Origin of the sequence: Desulfomonile tiedjei (genome assembly GCA_016212925.1) — a bacterium.
Lineage (GTDB): Bacteria > Desulfobacterota > Desulfomonilia > Desulfomonilales > Desulfomonilaceae > JACRDF01.
Genome location: JACRDF010000004.1, coordinates 1 through 18,551, shown reverse-complemented (window position 1 = coordinate 18,551; position 18,551 = coordinate 1). Strand labels below are relative to the sequence as shown.

Genomic DNA, 18,551 nt, shown 5'->3' with positions numbered 1-18,551 from the left:
TTAGCGATTCATGCCCTCATAAGCGGAAACTCGATCGAAATTAGGCATCCTCCCAAAGATGAATGTGAGGCACGAATCGCACCACCATGCCCGATCACGATTTCCTTGCATATTGAGAGGCCAAGGCCGCTACCTCCTAGAGCCCGACTCCTTGATTTATCCACACGATACAGTCTGTCAAAAACGCGCTCTAGAGCCTCAGGAGGGACGCCCGGTGGGGAATCTTCAAAAACCAGAGTGAGTTTTTGGAGCGAACAATAATGACTGATGCGCAAAACCCCCGGAGAATCGGTGTATCGAATAGTATTCTCGATCAGATTTGCGAATAGCTGTCCCAAGCGATCTTCGTCTCCCATAATTACGGCGCTTTGGTCCTCGATCGAATGGTCCTCGAGTTGAATACCGGCTTGCGTTAGCCGCGTCTCAAATGAACCGATGACCTCTCGAAGAATGTCCAGCGGCTTCACCGGATGCTTTTTCTGTACAAGATTCTCGGAGTCCGCTACAAAAAGCACATGGAGATCGTCCACGAGTTTGCCGATTCGGTTTGTCTCATCATGGAGTGAACCGAGCCTCTCGCCGTTGATTTCTCGCACGCCGTCCTGCATTGCCTCTATTTCCCCCCGAAGTATGGCAAGGGGTGTTCTCAATTCATGAGCCACATCAGAGGTCCATTGCTTCCGAAGTGTTTCGTTCTTTTCCAAAGCTTGCGCCATGGAATTGAAAGCGTTTGCTAATTCGCCCAACTCATCGCTGGTTCGCACGTCAATTTGAGTGCCGAAGTGCAGGGAGCTAAGTTCTTTTGCAGCTTCTGTCAACTTCTTGATCGGAGACAGGAAATGCCTGGACAGGAAAAAGGAGATTAAGCCCGCCAGAGCAAAGACACAAAATCCGGCCAACAAGATAGCCCTGGTTTGTTCCTGGACAAATGCTAGCTCCAATGGATGTGAACCATGTCTCAAGGGCATTAGTCCGAGCCAGCCTATATCGTTTCCACTGATATTGATCGGGCGAAGCACGTAACCTCGGACAGGTAACCCGGGAAGCCCCGCAACGAGTTTTTTGTTCTCATCGAAGAGAGCAAGACGTGGCCCAATCCATTCTCTCCTGGGCGGATAGGGAGGCGGGCCAGTTGGCCCTGTCCGCAATGCTCCCTTTCCACCGAATTCGTGGCGGTAACCGTTGTCCGGACTCTCTTCCGGACGCGCTGGTGGGTCTCCGGACGAAAAACCTCTCTCCCGATGCCCTTCAGATAGTTGGGAGCCAGGTGGAGGAGGAGGCGGAGGATGCCCGGGGATTTCAGGTAAATAGAACGAAATGAATCGAGGCCACAGTTCCGGGTTCTCTCGAAACTGCTCCCAGGATTGCTTCTCCTGATGCAGAGAGCCGAGGGCAGCCACCAGATCGTCCAGTGTTTCCATCTCGACTTTGATCGCATACTCAGAGAACCGCCAATTTGCGGAAAAGTACATGATCAAGGCCATAACGACTATCGCGGCCAGAATGGTAATCATGAAGGCTGAAAAGATCTTGTGAAACAATTGGAGCTTCATGCCTTTTCCTTACACGGATTCCCTTTGAAGTAGGCGGAAAAAGAGCCCTCGTGATTGACGTATCCCTGGCCGGGGGAACTGCTCAAGCGCTTACTCCTGTCAAACCTGTCCTGTGCGCCTCCTGAATTTACCCACCGGCCCAATAGTCCTCCGCACGGTCACCCATAAGATCCAAGGAAGGCAAACGCCGTCCCACGTTAGCGAAAGAGACCATGTTTTGCTGAGCGTACCCCACCCCATGAGCCCGGTCAAGTGCGCCGTTCTCCCTTTTGGTCAGCTATAACAGTTCTCGAAAGTAATCACCGATTGATTGGCGGGTGTCCCGCCAACGCGGGACGGTTCCATTCGGAAAAAACTTTTGAGAATCACTCAATGTTTTACCCGCGCTGCACGGATTCTTTCACCTGCCAGGAATCCTCATGTTCATGATGCCGGAGGTCAAATACACGGCCGTTGTCCGTGGCCACTTTGAAACAAAGGTAGTCCGGTTCTCGCCACGATTCGAGGATTGCGCGAACCTCGATTTCGTGGTCCTGCATCAGAAACGAGATGGGGCGTTCATTTGCCCTGTACCCGGCGAAGCACCGAACTGCGGTACGCTTCCATGATTTAGGCTCAGTCTCCGACATGGCTTCTCGCAATTCTCCTTTTCGGTGTTTCGCATGGAGCGTCCAACTTGTTCTCGGCCCGGACACACGCCATTGTCAAGTTTGGAAGCGGTGCCGGCAATTTCTCGGGAACTTCCTAATGGTTCAGTAATCATACTTGCTCATAATTGCAAAACAGGCAACCGGCCTTGCGGGGAGGGCAAGGCACGATTAAACCGCTATAAACGGTATCCAATGCCGAGGTTCAGCGTACATTACAGACAGAAGGAGTCCATCATGGGGGCCATGAAATTAATTGAAAAGCAGCAGAGGGCAAATTCGGGGGCGCGTTTAGGGCAAACGTCCTTGGACGGTTATGAACAAAGACTGATCCAATGGGATTGCTCCAGTTGCAGATTCTTTGAAAAGAGGGTCTTCAGAAGCGGATTTCCCTCTGAGGAACTGGATGCGTACATTATTTGCCGGTTTGCCGGCGGGGTGGTTGATTTGATCGGGGAAGCAACCGCGTGCCCGAAGACCTGCGAGGCGGAATTAATTAAGAACAAGATCAAGACTGGTCGAGGTAGGGTGCGTTGTGGGTATGTGGCTCCAAGAACCACGGCCGCGACTGGGGCCCCAACTTCCGCGTCAAGCGCACCGCCGCCACGGTTGCGGAACCGGCCCGTCAGGTTGGCTTTGCCACAGACTGAGGATACTACAAGGTCGGTGGACACGGAATGAACCTGCGAGATTTTTCTCGTTGATTCCGGGATTTATGAGTCAGCCAAGAGCGGATTTGACCCATTGTCTGTCTAACTTGACAACTGTCACTGAAGCCCGCTATTATTAAGTAGGACAGCTAACGTCCTGATCTGAGGCGGCATCCCTTTTCGGAGACGAATTGGGGATGCGGATCAGAAAACCAGCCTTTTGTCCTGCTTCTGCCAGGACTGTCATTTTCTTTTTTATCTTCTCTCGGATACTCGTCATGGTTTGATGACGGTATTCCCTCAGGCTATGGTTCACTCTGCGCTGGCCTCATGTAGCAGCTTGAACATTTGGCGCGTGGCTCTCGAAATGGAATTTGAGGGCGATAGGCCGAAATAAAGCAAAATCAGGACTAAAGTTGAAATAGCCGCGTTCCGGGCAACATGTCGACGGAGGTGACGTTCCGTCATTGACGCCAATACCTTTCCGGGAAAAGGGGACTAATTAGCATGGGCATTTTCAATCTTTGGACAAAACCGAAGACTTACCGACCTCATATTCTTCTCCAGCAACTGGAAGAGCGCATCGTGCTCGATGCGGCGGTGACCCCTGCGATGCAGGAGAACCCCGTGACTGACACAGGTACCCTGAAGGATACGCCTGCAAACGCCGCGGCTTCGACCGACTATGCGCCAGTGACGGCCGCCGGAGTTGAGCCTCCAACGCTTCCTACCAAGTTTGACCACCTGTTCAGTCAGGACCTCAACGTGGTCCTCGTCTCCAACGCTGTGGGAGACGTACAGGGTATTACGGATGCCGTGAAAGAAAACGCCCATGTCATCGTTTTCGATTCCGCTCAAGACGGCTTGGTCTCAGTCAAGGCAAGGCTTGACAGCCTGGTGAATGAAACGGGCCAAAAAATAGACGTGCTTGCCGTCATCACTCACGGCTCGGACGGCAACATAGACATCGGTCAGGATCATGTTACGAGGGCGAACTTCTGGGCCTATCAGGTTTTCTTTCAGGCCCTGGCCACAGACTTGACGGTAGATGCTCAGTTGCAGTTCTATTCGTGTGATACTGCGGAAAGCGGAGTGGGACAAGCCTTGGTGAGCAACATAGCCCTGGCTACCGGTGCGGACGTGTTTGCCAGTAGTGATACGACCGGGGGTGTGGGACGCAATTGGGTCCTTGAGTACTCGTCCGACTCAACAGTCCGGATGACGGGCATTCTCGACCCTCAGACGCTGGGTGGATTGAACCTTGAACTTGGCGGTCAGCCGGGCGAACCTAGAGACGCGTGGTTCCACGGGACCGGCTTGTTTCAAGGATGGGACATCTATAACTACAGCCAAGGAGTCTACTACACCAAGGATTACAAGGTCGCTTGGGACCATAGGGATTCCGGGGCATGGAGATACTATAACACTGCGGCTTGGGTTACGACGGACGACCTTGGGAGTGCGCCGTATGGCGATGGTAATCACTACGCCGACGTTAATGCGTGGTTCACCATACCATCCGGGGTTGGGTCTTATTCCGGTCACCAGGCCTATATAGGTGCGGGAGTGGAGTACTATCAGGACGATACGGGATCGTCGCCGGTGCACCAGTGGGCCCACTATGATTCCACCGGTTCGTGGTCCCATTGGGACGGCAGTGTATGGAGGCCTGTCACGGGTTTCGAGGCATATCCCCAGAACACGTGGTTCCATCTTGGCCAGGGGGGGTACGACGGTTACGACTATGCAGGCGGGCTGTACTACACCAAGGATTACAAGGTCGCTTGGGACCACAGGGATTCCGGGGCATGGCGATACTATAACACTGCGGCTTGGGTTACGACGAACGACCTTGGGAATGCGCCGTATGGCGATGGCAATCACTACGCTGCTGTGGAAACGTGGTTCACCGTCCCATCCGGGGTTGGGTCTTATTCCGGTCACCAGGCTTATATAGGCAGCGGAATAGTATACTATCAGGACAACACTGGAGCTGTGCCGCCTCATTACTGGGCCTATTACTATTCCACAAGTTCATGGGAGTACTATGATGGCACCAGTTGGAATTCGGTTTCAGGTTTCGGAGAGACTTACACTTACAATGTCAATGACAGGATTGAATACTGGGTCATGTATTACATGAATCAGTATAGGTCGAATCCGGTGTCCGGCCCGTGGGGCGTGCCCGCGGCTCAGCCGGCCTTGATATTTAATTCTGCGGTTGACTATATGGCTGAGCAACACTTGCTAGACATCCTGAACAGCCATGTTTGGGCCCACAATTCCACGGCCTTTCCGTCAGGATGGCAGACTCTCGAGCAGCGAGGAACACAAATCGGATGGCAGGGCTGGAGCACCGGTCAAGTCGGCGAAGACCTCTTCATACAGTTTTATGACCTGAACGGGAACTATCAGTTGGACCAGGGTACCAACGAAATCGGAAGCTACGATTGGTCGGGATGGACCGACACTCAGGCGCAGCAGTTTGCCCAGAGTGTGGTGTACGCCTTTGTCGTAGACGATGCCAGTAGCAACTGGGGGCATCGAACGCCGATCACCAATGAACAAGGTTGGCAACTTTATTATGCCGGGGTAGCCGCGGACCGAGGGGTTGTTGCAGTCAACTTCAGTACGTTTGCATACTAACAGCCGGGCCGGCAACTGCCAATTTCCGAGAGGCGTTTTCGTAATCAGACACTATTTTTGACACTTGCTATATGCAGTTGGTGAGGACATGGCCCGCGCTTTCTCGTGCTGGGAGAAAACGCGGGCCATAAAGTGGCAGAAATCAGGACGGCCAAACGCCGCTCGTAAAAACATGAGTGGAAGCTGCTATTTCAACTCTTTGGGGGTCCTCCAATCGGTTATCGGCACCATCACGCCTTTCTCCGGGTCCGCTCGATAGAGACGGGAAACCTTGGTCGGTGCGTGGCTGGTTGCGGTAAAGGTCACAGGCGGAACGATCCCGCCGGTGTCGAAATCCTTCAGGGTTTCCAGTCCCTTCTTGAAAGATTCCGGGGTCAGGTCCTTGCCCGCACGCTTCATCCCTTCGGCGTACACAGTGCCTACTCCTACGCCCATGGTGTAAAGCGAGGTCAGCATCTTGGCGGGGTCGCGGTCGTTCTTCTTGGCCAGTTCCCGCACCCGTTTCATGCCGGGAGTGTCATCCTCCCAGCCACCTACGCAATTGACGCCGATGTAATTCTTGGCCGCCGCCTTGCAAGCCTTCACCACCATGTCGTCGCTGGACCAGTTTATGCCGAAAGTCGTAGGCCAGTAATCATGCTTTTCAGCAGCTTTGAGAAATGTGATGAGAGGCGGTACCAGATTGCAGGTTATGACGTAATCCACGTTGTCCTTTTTCAGCGATAATACCTCCGAACTAGCGTCCACCGAGCCAATGTTAAGCACCAGTTCGGAAACCAGCTTCAAGCCGTACTGAGCGGCACGCTTGCGGGCAGCTTCCAGGCCTTTTTTGCCGAACTCGGTCTCCGCATAAACCACTGCAATCTTCGGGTTCTTGGCCTTCAGGTCATTCATGATGTAGTCAAACATAAGGTCGATCTGAGTTTCGTATGTCGCGCCCAAGAGGAAGACGTAAGGCCTGTGGGGCGTGAACATCTCATCCGCCAAGGCATTGGGTATGTTCACCACCTGGTGTTTTTCAATCAAATCGAAGAGTGCGATGGTCTGGGGCGTCCCTCCTCCGGTGACAATCGAAAGCACCTTGTCCCTGAAAATCAGCTTATTAAACGCAGAGATAGCGAGAGGGGTCTTGAACTGGTCATCTTCCCAAATGAAATTGATCTTTCGCCCGTTAATCCCTCCGGCTGCGTTGATCTCGTTGAAAGCGTCCTGAATCCCCCATCCGTTCGGGAGTCCAAGGGCCGCTACCGGCCCGGTTTTCACAAGGATCATGCCTATCTGGATCGTGTCCTTGGTGACGCCGCGGTCATCAGGAAAGGCATTGGTGGCAGTCAACAATGCGAGACACATCACCAGGCATGTCATCAGCATCCAACTTCTGTTGCGGGTCATTCTTTCTTTCCCTCCTTGAAGATTAATTGATTATTCACTACGAAACCGCTGTGTCTAAGCCAAGTCATTGTGGGGCAAGTTTCAGTACGTGAAGGGCCAGTTCTTGAAGCTGGTCTTAATACGCTGCCATATACCGTTGAGACCCGTAGGTTCGGCGATCAAAAAGACCATTATGAGAAGACCGAACGCGGCTATGTTCCACTCCGCGTCGTATCGACCTTGAAGGAACACTATCTTTTGCCCCATGGACTCCGCTATCCCCTTGATAACATCCGGCATAATGGTGAGGAACACCGCTCCGAAAATGGACCCCAGAATCGAACCGAGGCCGCCCACGATAATCATGGCAATGTATTCTATGGAGAGCAGAAGCGTGAAATTCTCGGGGTGCAGATATCCTGTGGAATAAGAATACAGGCCGCCGGCCACTCCCCCGTAAAATGCGCTTATGGCGAAGGCCATTACCTTGTATTTGGTCAAATTAACGCCGATCACGCCGGCTGCCACATCTCGATCTCGGATCGCCACAAACGCCCGGCCCACTCTCGTCCTGACTATATTCTTGGCAGCCATGGTCAGCAGAGCCACGAAAAAGATGGTGACATAGAACAGTTGAGACGGATCTCCTAGAGTAGCGCCAAAAATAGTGGGAGCCGGGACTGAGATCCCGCGTACCCCCATTGTCAGCGACTCCCAGTGGGTCACGGCATATTCGACTACTACTCCGAACGACATGGTGGCCATAGCCAGGTACAGCCCTTTCAGACGAAGGCAGGGTATCCCCAGTAGAGTGCCGAAAAACGCGGCAACAACTCCTCCACTCGGAATAGTGATATAGAAGGGCAGGTTCAGCTTTGTGGCTAGAATTGCGGAAGTATAGGCTCCCAGGGCCACGAATGCCGCGTGACCCAACGAGATCTGTCCCGTCAGCCCTGTGAGAATATTCAATCCCATGGCTGCAATGATGGCTATCCCGGAGATGTTGGCCATATATACGATATAAGGATCGGCCCAAAACGGTACGGAAAGAAGACCGGCCACGAACAAAACCAGCCAGACCTTCACCCAGATGGTCTGGAAGATTTTCATGTCCTCTCTATAGGACTCTCTGAACGTCTTGCTTCTCATAGTTCCTTCCGCGTCGCCTACACTCGCTCCAGTTCCTCCTTGCCGAATAAGCCGTAGGGTCTTATCATGAGCACCAGGAAGAGGACCACGAAAGCCGTGAGGTCTTTGATACCCGGGAAGGTCTGGTCCAAATAACCACCTGCCAATGTCTCCAGGATCCCTATCACCAATCCTCCGATGATTGCGCCGGGGATACTCTCCAGCCCGCCCAGAATTACAGCGGGAAATGCTTTGATGGCTACCAGGCTCAGAGCGATATTCAGGACCATCACGCTGGCCAGAAAAACCCCCGCAACTGCCGCGATGGCAAAGGACAGCCCCCAAGTCAGGGCAAACACCTGTTTGACGCTGATGCCCATCAACATGGCCGTATCTTGATCGTTTGCCACCCCGCGCATGGAAAGGCCCAGCCGTGAATACTTGAAAAAGAGAAAAAACAGGATAACCATTAATACCGATATGGCCATGGCCCAGAGGTGAGTATGGGACAAGACCAGACCTTTGAAGCTCAAGGCGCCTTGAGCAAACGGGGCGGGAAAGACCTTGTTGTCGTGCCCGAAGATAATTCCCGCAAGGCTGCGCAAGAAGATGGAAAGTCCTATGGTTACCATAACCACTGCAAATTGGGGTTCACCGAGCATGGGCCTTAGCACAAGGCGCTCGGTGATCAAGCCCATGATCATGGCAATTCCTGACGTGATCAAAAGCGCCCACAAGAAGGGGACCCCCGACATTATGAGCACATAGCAGACCAACGCACCGATCAACATGGCCTCGCCATGCGCGAAGTTGAGGATATCCGTGGCCTTGTAAATCAGAACGAAACCAAGAGCCGCCAGCGCATATAAGCTCCCTACAGCGAGGCCCGAAATGACAAGTTGAAAGAAGTAAAGCACCCCTTCAGTCAATTGTTTCAACTCCCTTCACACATGAGCCGGTAATCTCCGGCGGTTCTCGGAACGGTTACCCACCGGAACCCGCGCAAGTAAGGCACAGGGCTCCGCTAGTACATTGACTCGATGAGGTCCTTGAACTTCTTTTCTATGATGGCTCGTTTCACTTTCATGGTAGCTGTCAATTCTTCATCATCCTGATCCAGCTCCTTGTCGAGGATGGTGAATTTCTTTATGGTCTCCACCCGCGCAAAGTTGCTATTGGCCGTGTCCACCTCGGCCTGAATCAGTTCCCGTACCTCCGGATGAGTAGCGAGGCTCTTATAGTTTGTGTAGGCGATTCGATTGATTTGGGCCCAGTGTTCGACGTTCTCCAGTTCGATCTGGATGAGGCATGTCAGATACTTGCGACGGTCGCCTATCACAATAGCCTCTTTGATGTACGGGCTGAACTTGATCCTGTTCTCCAGCTCCGACGGAGCGATGTTCTTACCCCCGGCAGTGATAATTATGTCCTTCTTCCGGTCCGTTATCCTCAGGTCTCCGTCCCCGTCCACCTCGCCAACGTCGCCGGTATGGAGCCAACCGTCAACGACGGCGTCCCGTGTGGCCGCCGGGTTTCCGTAATAGCCCTCAAAGACCGGATCGCCCCGCAACAGAATTTCCCCGTCATCCGCTATCTTGAACTCCACACCCGGTATGGGTTTACCTACTCCACCGCTTTTTATTTCGCCGTTCCTTGGCATAAATGAGATCCCGGTTGATTCCGTCATGCCGTACGCCTCACGGACCGGAATTCCTATGGCGTGATAGAATTTCATCAGATCCGGCGAAAGCGGCGCTGCCCCACTGACGAATATGTGGGCTTCAAGAAGGCCCAGGTGATTCCTCAACGGCCTGAACAGAAGCAGGTACGCCAGCCCGTAAAGCATTTTCCAGTGTATGGGTACGGGTTTTTTTTGCAGTTTTAATTCAGCCACCCGCATCCCGATAGGGAGCATGGCCTTGAAGACCCAGCGCTTGAAGAATACCGAATCCTGCATCCGTATCATGAGAGTGGAATGCATTTTCTCCCAGATGCGCGGCACGCTCAGAAACGCGGTGGGAGAAATCTCACCCAGGTCCTCCTGGAGTGTGGCGACGCTCTCGGCAAAATTCACCGTGCAGCCCGCCCACATAGGAAAAATAAGCGAAAACATGCGCTCAGCAACATGGCAAAGGGGCAGGACCGACACAAAGGAGTCCGAGGGCCGGAAAGTCAGGACCTGTGCAAGGCCGCTTATCATTCCCATAATGTTCTTGTGGCTGATCATGGCGCCTTTGGGCTGTCCCGTGGTGCCCGATGTGTAGACAATAATGGCCACATCCTCTGCCCTGGTGCCGTCTACCATCTCCTCGAACAAATGAGGCTTTTCCTTGTGAAGGCTTTGGCCCAGAGCCTCGACTTCCCTGAAGCTGATGATCAAGGGGTCCTTGTACCGGCGCAAACCCTTCATATCCACGACTATGATCTTCTTGAGTTCGGGCAGGCTGCCCTTGACTTCCAGAATTTTGTCCACCTGTTCCTGATCTTTTGCCACAACGAAGCTGGACTCTGAGTTGCTCAAAATGTATCGGACCTGCGATGACACGTCGGTTGGGTATATACCTATGCATATTGCGGACGAGCACTGTGTCGCCAGGTCAGCGTACAGCCATTCCCGGCAGTTGTCCCCCAGAATGGACAGCTTGTCGCCTCGTTTCAGACCGAGTTGCTTAAGACCAAGGGCGAAGAAGCACACGTGGTCCCAATATTCTTCCCAGGTGGTGCGTTGCCAGATCCCTAGGTCCTTTTCCCTGAGCGCGACCCGGCCGGAATAGAGTTTCCTGTTTCGGGCGAAAAGTTTGGGCAAAGTGTCAGCGTCCATGATCAAGCCTTTCGGACTCCTGCGCTATGCTCCCAGATATGCCGCGATCACGTCGGGATTGGATTGCACCTGTGAGGGAGTTCCTTCGCCAATCTTGGAACCGAAATCCAGCACAGTCACCGTGTCCGCAATGTCCATGACTACGCCCATATCGTGTTCCACCATGATAACGGTAACTTCCTTCTCTTCTTTGATGTCTAGTATGAAGCGAGCTATGTCTTCCGTTTCCTCGATGTTCATTCCCGCGACCGGCTCGTCCAGAAGGAGAACCTTGGGTTTCATGGCCAGGGCTCGACCGATCTCGACCCTCTTCTGAATCCCGTAAGGTAGGGTCCCCACCATCTTCTTGCGGACTTTCTCGATTTCAAGAAAGTCTATAATTTCTTCCACATGCAACCTCTTCTCCTCTTCTTGCTTGGCCGCTTTCCCGAAGAAGACTGCGCAGGACAGAGGACCGGAAGTCATGTGAGTGTGGCACCCCAGCAACAGATTATCTATTACGCTCATGTTGCTGAACAGTTCAATATTTTGAAACGTTCGGGCGATTCCTCGTTCCGCGATTTCGTGCGGACGCAGATGGGAGATCCGTTCTCCGCGAAGGAGTATTTCACCCAATGTGGGACGGTATACGCCGCTAATGCAGTTAAAGAGAGAAGTTTTGCCCGCTCCGTTGGGACCGATCACCGCATGAAGTTCCCCCTCTTTGACGGACATCTTCAGGTCCGAGAGGGCGGCGATTCCGCCAAAATGGAGCGACAGCCCTTTGATTTCCAATAGTTCCATGATTACCGCGGTCCGTCAGGACAACCAACGTTTGCGCCGTTTGTAATGCTTCACATCGGAATAGCTCTTTCTTTCAAGACTTTCAGTTACGCCCAGGTAGAATTCCTTTACGTCCTCATTTTCGAGGAGGCGTTCCGTTGGTCCGTCCAGGACTATCTTTCCATTCTCCATGATGTACCCGTACTGGGCGAAGTTCAGCGCTGCATGCGCATTCTGTTCGACCAGCAGGATTGAAGTGCCCTGTTCCTTGTTGATGCGGCGGAGTATTTCAAAGATCTCCTTGACCAGCATCGGAGCGAGGCCTAACGAGGGCTCATCGAGCATGAGCAATTTGGGGCGAGCCATCAAAGCTCGGCCGATCGCCAGCATCTGCTGCTCCCCTCCGCTCAGCAAAAGCGCCTGCTGGGTGTGGCGGCGGCGAAGCTGAGGGAAATAGTCCATAACCATTTCCAGATCTTGTTTCACCGCATCCCGGTCCCGGCGTGTGTGTGCTCCGATCCGGAGATTCTCCATCACGCTCAGGTCGTCGAATACCCGCCTGCCCTCCGGGACCAAACTGATGCCCATCCGTACTACTGAGTCCGGGTCTTTGTCGGTGATGGATCGGCCCATAAACTCGATGTCCCCTTCTTCCAATTCACCATTCTGAAACCTTACTATCCCGCTTATAGCCTTGAGAGTAGTGGTCTTGCCCGCCGCGTTGGCTCCGAGAAGGGCCACGGCCTTTCCCTCGGGGACCTCCAGGGAGATCCCTTTCAGAACCATGATCACATTGTTGTAGACCACCTGGATATTCTTTACCTTGAGCACGGAAACGGCTCCCGTTTTGCGGGAAGAGGAGTGTCCTATCGTAACTCCCAGTTGATTCGGCGGCCACGGGCCGCCCTACGGATGCAAAGCAGTCACAAAGACCTGAACCGGGATTTGGGGTTCGGTCCGACGAACAGAGCGCTCCAAGCGATTGAGTCCTCGGCTACACGCGCTCCAAAACCACGGCGAAACCCATGCCTCCACCCGCACATAGCGAAGCTACACCCAGCTGGAGGTTGTCGGCAACCATGCCGTGGAATAGGGTTACCAGGAGCCGGCAGCCGGTAGCGCCGACAGGATGGCCCAGGGCTATTCCACTGCCGTAAACATTGACTTTGGAACCATCCAGGCCTAGTTCCCGTTCGCACGCCAGATATTGCGCTGCAAAGGCCTCGTTGATTTCAAAACGATCCATGTCGCCAAGCCCGAGGCCCGCGCGACCGAGGGCCCCACGTATGGCCGGCACCGGGCCGATGCCCATGATGTTGGGATCGACGCCCGCCACCTGGTAGCCTCTGATCCGCATCAGCGGATCCAATCCCAAGTCCCGCGCTTTTTTCAGGCTGGTAACAATTACAGCGGCTGCGGCGTCGTTCATCCCGCATGCGTTGCCCGCTGTAACGGTGCCGTCTTTCTTGAACACGGCCGGCAGTTTTGCAAGCTGATCTACAGTCACATCGGGCCTGACGTGTTCATCGGTATCGAAAATCAGCGGCTCCTTCTTGGGTCGTCCCACCGGCACCGGAAGGATCTCCGCCCTGAATTTCCCTTCTTGAATGGCCCGTGCCGCTCTCTGGTGGCTCCGGACCGCGAAAGCATCCTGTTCCTCGCGAGTTATCCCGTACTTTTCTGCCAGATTTTCCGCGGTCAAGCCCATCCCCACACCGATGGGGTACTCCTGCATGCCTTTCCAAAGCAGGTCGTAAGCCTGTAAGTGCCGGATGCGCTGACCCCATCGAGCGGATTCCATTATGTACGGGGCATTGCTCATGCTTTCAACCCCGCCTGCCAGCACAACCTCCGCTTCCCCACATTGCACGGCCTGCGCCGCGCTGATCACCGCCTGCATGGAAGAGCCGCACGCACCGTTGATGCTGAACCCGGGAACGCTCTCGGGAATGCCGGCCTGATAAGCCGAAACACGGGCCACATTTTGTTCCAATGGCGAAAAACAATTCCCGAAGATGACTTTCTCTATGATCGAGGGGTCGCCTATCCTCTTTGCCACCTCTTCAATCACCAACCGGGCCAACTCGGTCACAGGCACACTTTTCAGCGTGCCCCCGAAAGCGCCCTGCGCGGTTCTCACCGCACTTGCCAGGACCACTTCATTCATGGTCTGTTGACCTCACTAAACATGATTTCCTCGCCTGATCGGACCACGGGCTGCCACATGTCTCACGCCGGAAGCTCACGTTTCACAAGCCCGTGCAAGAAGATCTCGCGATACGTCCGAACGTATAATTCTCCGTCCAGACTGTTTCTGTTGAGCACCCATTGATGGAGCGCGCCGTCATGCAGAGCAATAAAGGTCAGCGCCGCGATTTCAGGGTCAAGCTCCTTCTTGAAAATTCCCTGACGTATTCCCTGCCTGACAACCTCGCTTATGACCTTCCTGTATTCCACATATACGCTTTTGAGCGCGGGTTCGAAATCCACGTCCGCGTTCAGCTCAGTGGTGAGAAAGGTCAAGAACACGCACAGATCCTGATTTTCCAGCGCGAATCTCGAATTGAAGCTGAAAACACGATGAATACGATCCAGGGCATTGCCTGAACAGCGCTCCAGCTCTTCGATCATTCCACCGATAAATCGAGACTTGTATTCATCAATAATCCTGAGCAGGAGTTCGCCCTTTCCGCTGAAGTGTGAGTACAGGGCGCCTTTGGTGAGTCCAACCTTCCGGGTGATGTCGCCGATGGAAGTTCCGTGATATCCCTTACGGACAAATATTTGGAGCGCAGCCTGAATGATCTTTTGTTCGGTGTTGATAATTCGTTTCATGGCCGGTCCGGGTGTTGTCAATACTGAACGGTCGGTATGAGCGATCGTAGGCCTTGAATGCGACCATGTCAAGTTATTTCTCCGTTGGAAAAGCATAATGTTTTCACTTGACAATAGCCCGACAGGCAACCAGAATACTGACCGGTCAGTATCTGTATTCTGTTCCTGATTCTAAGGAGGCGCCCGATGGACTACTCCCTCTCCGATGAGCAGACTCAAATTATCGAAGCCGCACGAAAATTCGCACGCAAAGAGTTCCCAAAGATCGCACGAGAATGCGACCGCGAAGAAAAATTTCCCAGAGAGGTCTGGCAAAAGGCCGGCGAACTAGGCTTTATGGGTATTTTCATCGCGCCGGAGCATGGAGGACTGGGGCTGGGATGCCTGGAGCATGCGATGGTCATGGAGGAGTTCTGGCGAGTGGATCCGGGCGTCGGCAACATTTTGTTGGCTGTCTTCGGATCGGAAATTGTCGGGGAGTTCGGCACTGCGGAACAGAAGAATAAATATCTCACTCCCATTGCAGAGGGCAGGGCCATCATGGGCTGTGCGATCACCGAACCCAATGCCGGCAGTGATATCTTCGGCGTCAAGACTCGCGCTGTGAAGACCGAGGACGGTTACGTAATCAACGGAACCAAGCAGTTCATCTCCAACGGCAGCATAGCTGACAACTTGCTGGTGTTCTGTGTCACAAACCCTGAAGCCCGGAAACCGACAGAGCGGTTCAGCTTTCTGTTGGTTGAAAAGGGCCGAAAGGGCTTCACTGCCAACAAGCTTAAAGGCAAGATGGGCATTCGAGCCTCCGACACTGCTGAACTCGCATTTGACGACGTGCAGGTGCCCGCGGAGAATCTGATCGGCGGAAAAGAAGGGGAGGGCTTCACTCAGGTCATGCACCTGTTCAACATTAATCGAGTAGTGGCAGCCGCGCAGGGAGTCGGCGTAGCCCAGGGCGCTCTGGACAAGGCCGTGGCATATATCCGGGAAAGGACCCAGTTTGGAGGGCCTCTGGCTTCGTTTCAAGGCCTTCAGTTCAAAGTTGCAGACATGGCCGCGAGAATAGAGAGCGCTCGTTCGCTTTACCACAAAGCCGCCTGGCTTATCGACCATGGCCGGATCGATCGCAAGATTGTTTCAATAGCGAAGCTCGTGGCCGGGGAAACCGCTGTGCGAGTGACTGACGAAGCTCTTCAACTCCACGGTGGATACGGATATATGGACGAATACGATGTGGAGCGGTTTTACAGGGACGCAAAAATTGTGGAAATATACGAGGGCACCAAAGAAATAGAGAAGATCACCATTGCCAGAGAAATCCTGGGAAGGACGTGAGCGCCCCGATTGGGTGACCATATTCGCAGTGACTGAAACGACCATGCCCTATTTGATAAAGGACTGAATGAACTCACGCACTTCGTTCTTTGTCCGGAAAACGCCGTAATGCCCTTCCAGAAGAAGGTCCGCATCCAAGGCTGCGAGCTTTTTCAAAGAGGCCTGATACTGTTTCTCGTCAGATAGCAGTGCCGGAAGGATTGGACCGTGAACATCTTGCCCGAAAAGCACAAGCCGGCCGCCAATATGTGTAGTGTACACCACCGAGCCCGGGGAATGGCCGGGCCAATGCAGGGCTGTTATTGTTCCATTCCCGATCGCGAGAGTGGATTCCTCACCTCGTAACTTGATGTCAATAGCGAGCGGTTTTAGCCGCGCTCCGTACCATGATGCAGCGGTAACTTCGCTGTCACCGGACTCAAGGTAAACCGCGTCCAATTCATGGGCAACGATACGGCAGTCAAAATCCCTTCTTACGGCTTCGGCCCCGCCGGTATGATCAAAGTGGCAATGGGTCAGCAAAAGATATTCTAGTTGTCCATTTGGGTGTAAGCATTCCTCAATGTGCCTTTTCAATCGGGAATGCCCTGGTCCGCATCCGGCATCGACAAGGGCTGCCTTGTCACCAAAGCGTATGAGATAGATAGCTGCATCGCCCGGATCGGTCAGTCCGCCGCCGCCAACTTGCCACAGATTGTCCGCGATTTTTTCGCTCACTTCGCCCTCCTGTAGTCATGTGAAAGCATACCACACAAAGCTCGGTTAGAAGATCAATCAGTGAAAATTGCCCGCGTAGGATGCGGTGTTTTCCCGATCGTTGCGGTTCGCTCCGCTAACGACATCCTATCGGACTGGGCAGGAAACCGAGTGACAAAATTTTTGTCCGAATGCGGCTAGTCTTGGTAAGGGCAGGCCCCCGGAGACCGTCTCAGAATCGAGGATTCTGGGATGGCGCGCGTAGGGGCGGTTCGTGAACCGCCCGAAACCAGGGCGCTTCTCGAAGCGCCCCTACACAAGAAATCCTCTGATCAGCAATTCTGAGACAGTTTCCCCGTGCCTGCCCTCGGCCCAACGAGATACCAAGACAAGGGCGGACTCGGGGGTCCGCGCCGTACAAGCGGCCGAGGCCTCCCTTTTCACCTGAGACGTATGGTCGCACACGGTTTCGAGAAACAAATCGAACAGAAATTTAGGCGACTATTGTAAACGTAGGACAGGCCTCTTGCCGGGCCTACATGGTCCAGCTGAAGCCCCACCTCACCACGCGAAACTGACCGGTTGCTGAGATAGAGAAGAAGAAGTTGACTTAAGTCAATGCAGGTAGTTTAAAAGTGAATTAGGGGTAAGAAAACCGAATGTTGAGGTCCTGGAAACGTGACATCCACAAGGATAGGCTCGAGGTGAGCAATGTCTGACGCAACAATTGAAGCGTGCATTCCCGTAGACATTTCGGATGACGACATTTTGGACGCCATGCGGGACATCTCAGGCTACCTGGACATAACCCCCGGCGATTTCAAAGAGGTTTACATCAAGGCCTACCGACATGCCGTCACTAGGCTCACTCGTTCGGTTAAAGCAGCGGACGTTATGACCCGGGACGTGGTGTCTGTGCGGCAAGATACGCCGCTGAAGGAGGTGGCGGAACTCATGGCGGTCCGGAAGATCTCCGGACTCCCGGTCGTGGATGATGCCCGCCGTGTAGTGGGAGTAGTTTCCGAGAAAGACTTTCTTGCCGCAATGGGCAGGGGGGAAGCCGACACGTTGATGGCAGTGGTCGCGCAGTGTCTGGTGGGCAAAGGCTGCCTAGCGGCTCCTTACCGTGCAAAATTCGCGCGAGACATAATGACATCTCCCGCGGTTACGGTCCCGTCGGAAACTCCGATCCTGGAAGTTTCCGCTCTCCTATCGGAAAAGAAGGTCAACCGAGTGCCTGTGGTGGACGCTGACGGTATCATGATCGGGATAGTGTCACGAGCGGATGTGCTGCGATCGTCTTTTTTCCCGGAGGGCGTATGAACTATTTCGCGAAGATGAAAGGGACCACCAAAAGTCCACCGGCTGTTAGTCTAGCCGAGATAGGCTTGTCCTGGCTCGGCGCGTTCATCGGGATTGCATGTGTGGCCCTTGTGCAGGCCTTCATGTTCGACGGAACCGATTTGGTGTTCATGACCGGCTCTTTTGGAGCGTCGGCCGTGCTTGTTTACGGCGCAACCAAGAGCCCGCTGGCTCAGCCCAGAAATCTTGTGGGCGGACACTTTCTGTCAGGGCTGATCGGAGTGGCTGCATTTGACATTTTCCCCACACAGCCCGTGATAGGAGCCGCTGCCGCAGTAGCCACCGCAATAGCTGTCATGCACGCGACCAAAACCCTCCATCCCCCTGGGGGAGCCACTGCTCTGATAGCTGTTATAGGCGGAGAAAAAGTGCATGCACTTGGCTTTCTTTACGCCCTGATGCCCGCAACCGCCGGCGCAGTGATACTTCTAATTGTGGCCTTGGTGTTCAACAACCTACCGAAAGCCAGAAGGTACCCCGAATTCTGGCTCTAGCCGCCCGGTTGGGTATCCCTTAATACGGATTCCCAAGCAAGCTTGGAACGCGTTTAAGGGTCAGGCCTGCTCTTGACTCATCTCTAGCCCTCGATTGCCGGATGAGCCCGAACATGAGCCAAGAGCAGACCTGATAATCATAAAAAGGCGCCTCTGAGTCGGGGGGTGTGATATCCCCGACTTGCCATTAACCAAAGGAGGCGCCCAATGGAAGTGTATGCGGCGATTGATCTTCATGCAAGCAACAGTTT

At 53.8% G+C, this 18,551-nt stretch carries 15 protein-coding genes; 4 read left to right on the top strand and 11 right to left on the bottom strand.

Annotated elements, in window-relative coordinates; all coding sequences use genetic code 11:
* Positions 1-8: 8 nt before the first annotated feature.
* Positions 9-1,553: a HAMP domain-containing protein gene (locus HY913_02430; GenBank protein ID MBI4962109.1), complete on the bottom strand. Its 1,545-nt coding sequence runs from the start codon at positions 1,551-1,553 to the stop codon at positions 9-11.
* A 377-nt stretch (positions 1,554-1,930) separates the two neighbouring features.
* Entirely contained in the window at positions 1,931-2,182 is a 252-nt protein-coding gene (locus tag HY913_02425; protein ID MBI4962108.1) for a hypothetical protein, read from the bottom strand.
* 1,175 nt (positions 2,183-3,357) lie between these two features.
* On the opposite strand from HY913_02425, the gene HY913_02420 reads away from it, so the two are divergent.
* Positions 3,358-5,496, top strand: a complete 2,139-nt coding sequence (locus HY913_02420) for a DUF4347 domain-containing protein (GenBank protein MBI4962107.1) — start codon at positions 3,358-3,360, stop codon at positions 5,494-5,496.
* Positions 5,497-5,682: 186 nt separating this feature from the next.
* Here the strand turns inward: HY913_02420 and HY913_02415 are convergent, their stop codons facing one another.
* The 8 genes from HY913_02415 to HY913_02380 all read right to left on the bottom strand — a co-directional run bounded on the left by HY913_02415 (position 5,683) and on the right by HY913_02380 (position 14,413).
* Positions 5,683-6,888, bottom strand: coding sequence for an ABC transporter substrate-binding protein (locus HY913_02415; protein ID MBI4962106.1), 1,206 nt, complete (start codon positions 6,886-6,888; stop codon positions 5,683-5,685).
* Positions 6,889-6,969: 81 nt separating this feature from the next.
* Entirely contained in the window at positions 6,970-8,016 is a 1,047-nt protein-coding gene (locus HY913_02410; protein MBI4962105.1) for a branched-chain amino acid ABC transporter permease, read from the bottom strand.
* A 17-nt stretch (positions 8,017-8,033) separates the two neighbouring features.
* Positions 8,034-8,924 (bottom strand): branched-chain amino acid ABC transporter permease, encoded by an 891-nt coding sequence (locus HY913_02405; GenBank protein MBI4962104.1) that lies wholly within the window; start codon positions 8,922-8,924, stop codon positions 8,034-8,036.
* A 95-nt stretch (positions 8,925-9,019) separates the two neighbouring features.
* On the bottom strand, positions 9,020-10,816 hold the full coding sequence (locus tag HY913_02400; GenBank protein MBI4962103.1) for an AMP-binding protein: 1,797 nt from the start codon (positions 10,814-10,816) through the stop codon (positions 9,020-9,022).
* A gap of 24 nt (positions 10,817-10,840) precedes the next feature.
* On the bottom strand, positions 10,841-11,599 hold the full coding sequence (locus HY913_02395; GenBank protein ID MBI4962102.1) for an ABC transporter ATP-binding protein: 759 nt from the start codon (positions 11,597-11,599) through the stop codon (positions 10,841-10,843).
* A gap of 15 nt (positions 11,600-11,614) precedes the next feature.
* A complete protein-coding gene (locus tag HY913_02390; protein MBI4962101.1) occupies positions 11,615-12,409 on the bottom strand; it encodes an ABC transporter ATP-binding protein in 795 nt (264 codons plus the stop codon).
* A gap of 163 nt (positions 12,410-12,572) precedes the next feature.
* Positions 12,573-13,745 (bottom strand): thiolase family protein, encoded by a 1,173-nt coding sequence (locus HY913_02385; protein ID MBI4962100.1) that lies wholly within the window; start codon positions 13,743-13,745, stop codon positions 12,573-12,575.
* A 62-nt stretch (positions 13,746-13,807) separates the two neighbouring features.
* Positions 13,808-14,413, bottom strand: coding sequence for a TetR/AcrR family transcriptional regulator (locus HY913_02380; GenBank protein MBI4962099.1), 606 nt, complete (start codon positions 14,411-14,413; stop codon positions 13,808-13,810).
* A 186-nt stretch (positions 14,414-14,599) separates the two neighbouring features.
* Between HY913_02380 and HY913_02375 the strand changes: the two genes are divergently transcribed.
* Positions 14,600-15,748 (top strand): acyl-CoA dehydrogenase family protein, encoded by a 1,149-nt coding sequence (locus HY913_02375; protein ID MBI4962098.1) that lies wholly within the window; start codon positions 14,600-14,602, stop codon positions 15,746-15,748.
* 48 nt (positions 15,749-15,796) lie between these two features.
* Here the strand turns inward: HY913_02375 and HY913_02370 are convergent, their stop codons facing one another.
* A complete protein-coding gene (locus HY913_02370; protein ID MBI4962097.1) occupies positions 15,797-16,465 on the bottom strand; it encodes an MBL fold metallo-hydrolase in 669 nt (222 codons plus the stop codon).
* A gap of 690 nt (positions 16,466-17,155) precedes the next feature.
* Here HY913_02370 and HY913_02365 point away from each other — a divergent pair.
* On the top strand, positions 17,156-17,767 hold the full coding sequence (locus HY913_02365) for a CBS domain-containing protein (GenBank protein ID MBI4962096.1): 612 nt from the start codon (positions 17,156-17,158) through the stop codon (positions 17,765-17,767).
* The gene (locus HY913_02360; protein MBI4962095.1) at positions 17,764-18,300 is read left to right on the top strand and encodes an HPP family protein; all 537 of its coding nucleotides are present in this window, start codon (positions 17,764-17,766) and stop codon (positions 18,298-18,300) included. The genes HY913_02365 and HY913_02360 overlap by 4 nt, the downstream gene beginning before the upstream one ends.
* Positions 18,301-18,551 lie beyond the last annotated feature (251 nt).

Bases quoted from the DNA above. Each gene is read 5' to 3' on its own strand.
- HY913_02425 (MBI4962108.1), bottom strand. From the start codon at position 2,182: ATGTCGGAGACTGAGCCTAAATCATGGAAGCGTACCGCAGTTCGGTGC.
- HY913_02430 (MBI4962109.1), bottom strand. From the start codon at position 1,553: ATGAAGCTCCAATTGTTTCACAAGATCTTTTCAGCCTTCATGATTACC.
- HY913_02380 (MBI4962099.1), bottom strand. From the start codon at position 14,413: ATGAAACGAATTATCAACACCGAACAAAAGATCATTCAGGCTGCGCTC.
- HY913_02385 (MBI4962100.1), bottom strand. From the start codon at position 13,745: ATGAATGAAGTGGTCCTGGCAAGTGCGGTGAGAACCGCGCAGGGCGCT.
- HY913_02365 (MBI4962096.1), top strand. From the start codon at position 17,156: ATGTCTGACGCAACAATTGAAGCGTGCATTCCCGTAGACATTTCGGAT.
- HY913_02375 (MBI4962098.1), top strand. From the start codon at position 14,600: ATGGACTACTCCCTCTCCGATGAGCAGACTCAAATTATCGAAGCCGCA.
- HY913_02415 (MBI4962106.1), bottom strand. From the start codon at position 6,888: ATGACCCGCAACAGAAGTTGGATGCTGATGACATGCCTGGTGATGTGT.
- HY913_02395 (MBI4962102.1), bottom strand. From the start codon at position 11,599: ATGGAACTATTGGAAATCAAAGGGCTGTCGCTCCATTTTGGCGGAATC.
- HY913_02410 (MBI4962105.1), bottom strand. From the start codon at position 8,016: ATGAGAAGCAAGACGTTCAGAGAGTCCTATAGAGAGGACATGAAAATC.
- HY913_02400 (MBI4962103.1), bottom strand. From the start codon at position 10,816: ATGGACGCTGACACTTTGCCCAAACTTTTCGCCCGAAACAGGAAACTC.
- HY913_02420 (MBI4962107.1), top strand. From the start codon at position 3,358: ATGGGCATTTTCAATCTTTGGACAAAACCGAAGACTTACCGACCTCAT.
- HY913_02360 (MBI4962095.1), top strand. From the start codon at position 17,764: ATGAACTATTTCGCGAAGATGAAAGGGACCACCAAAAGTCCACCGGCT.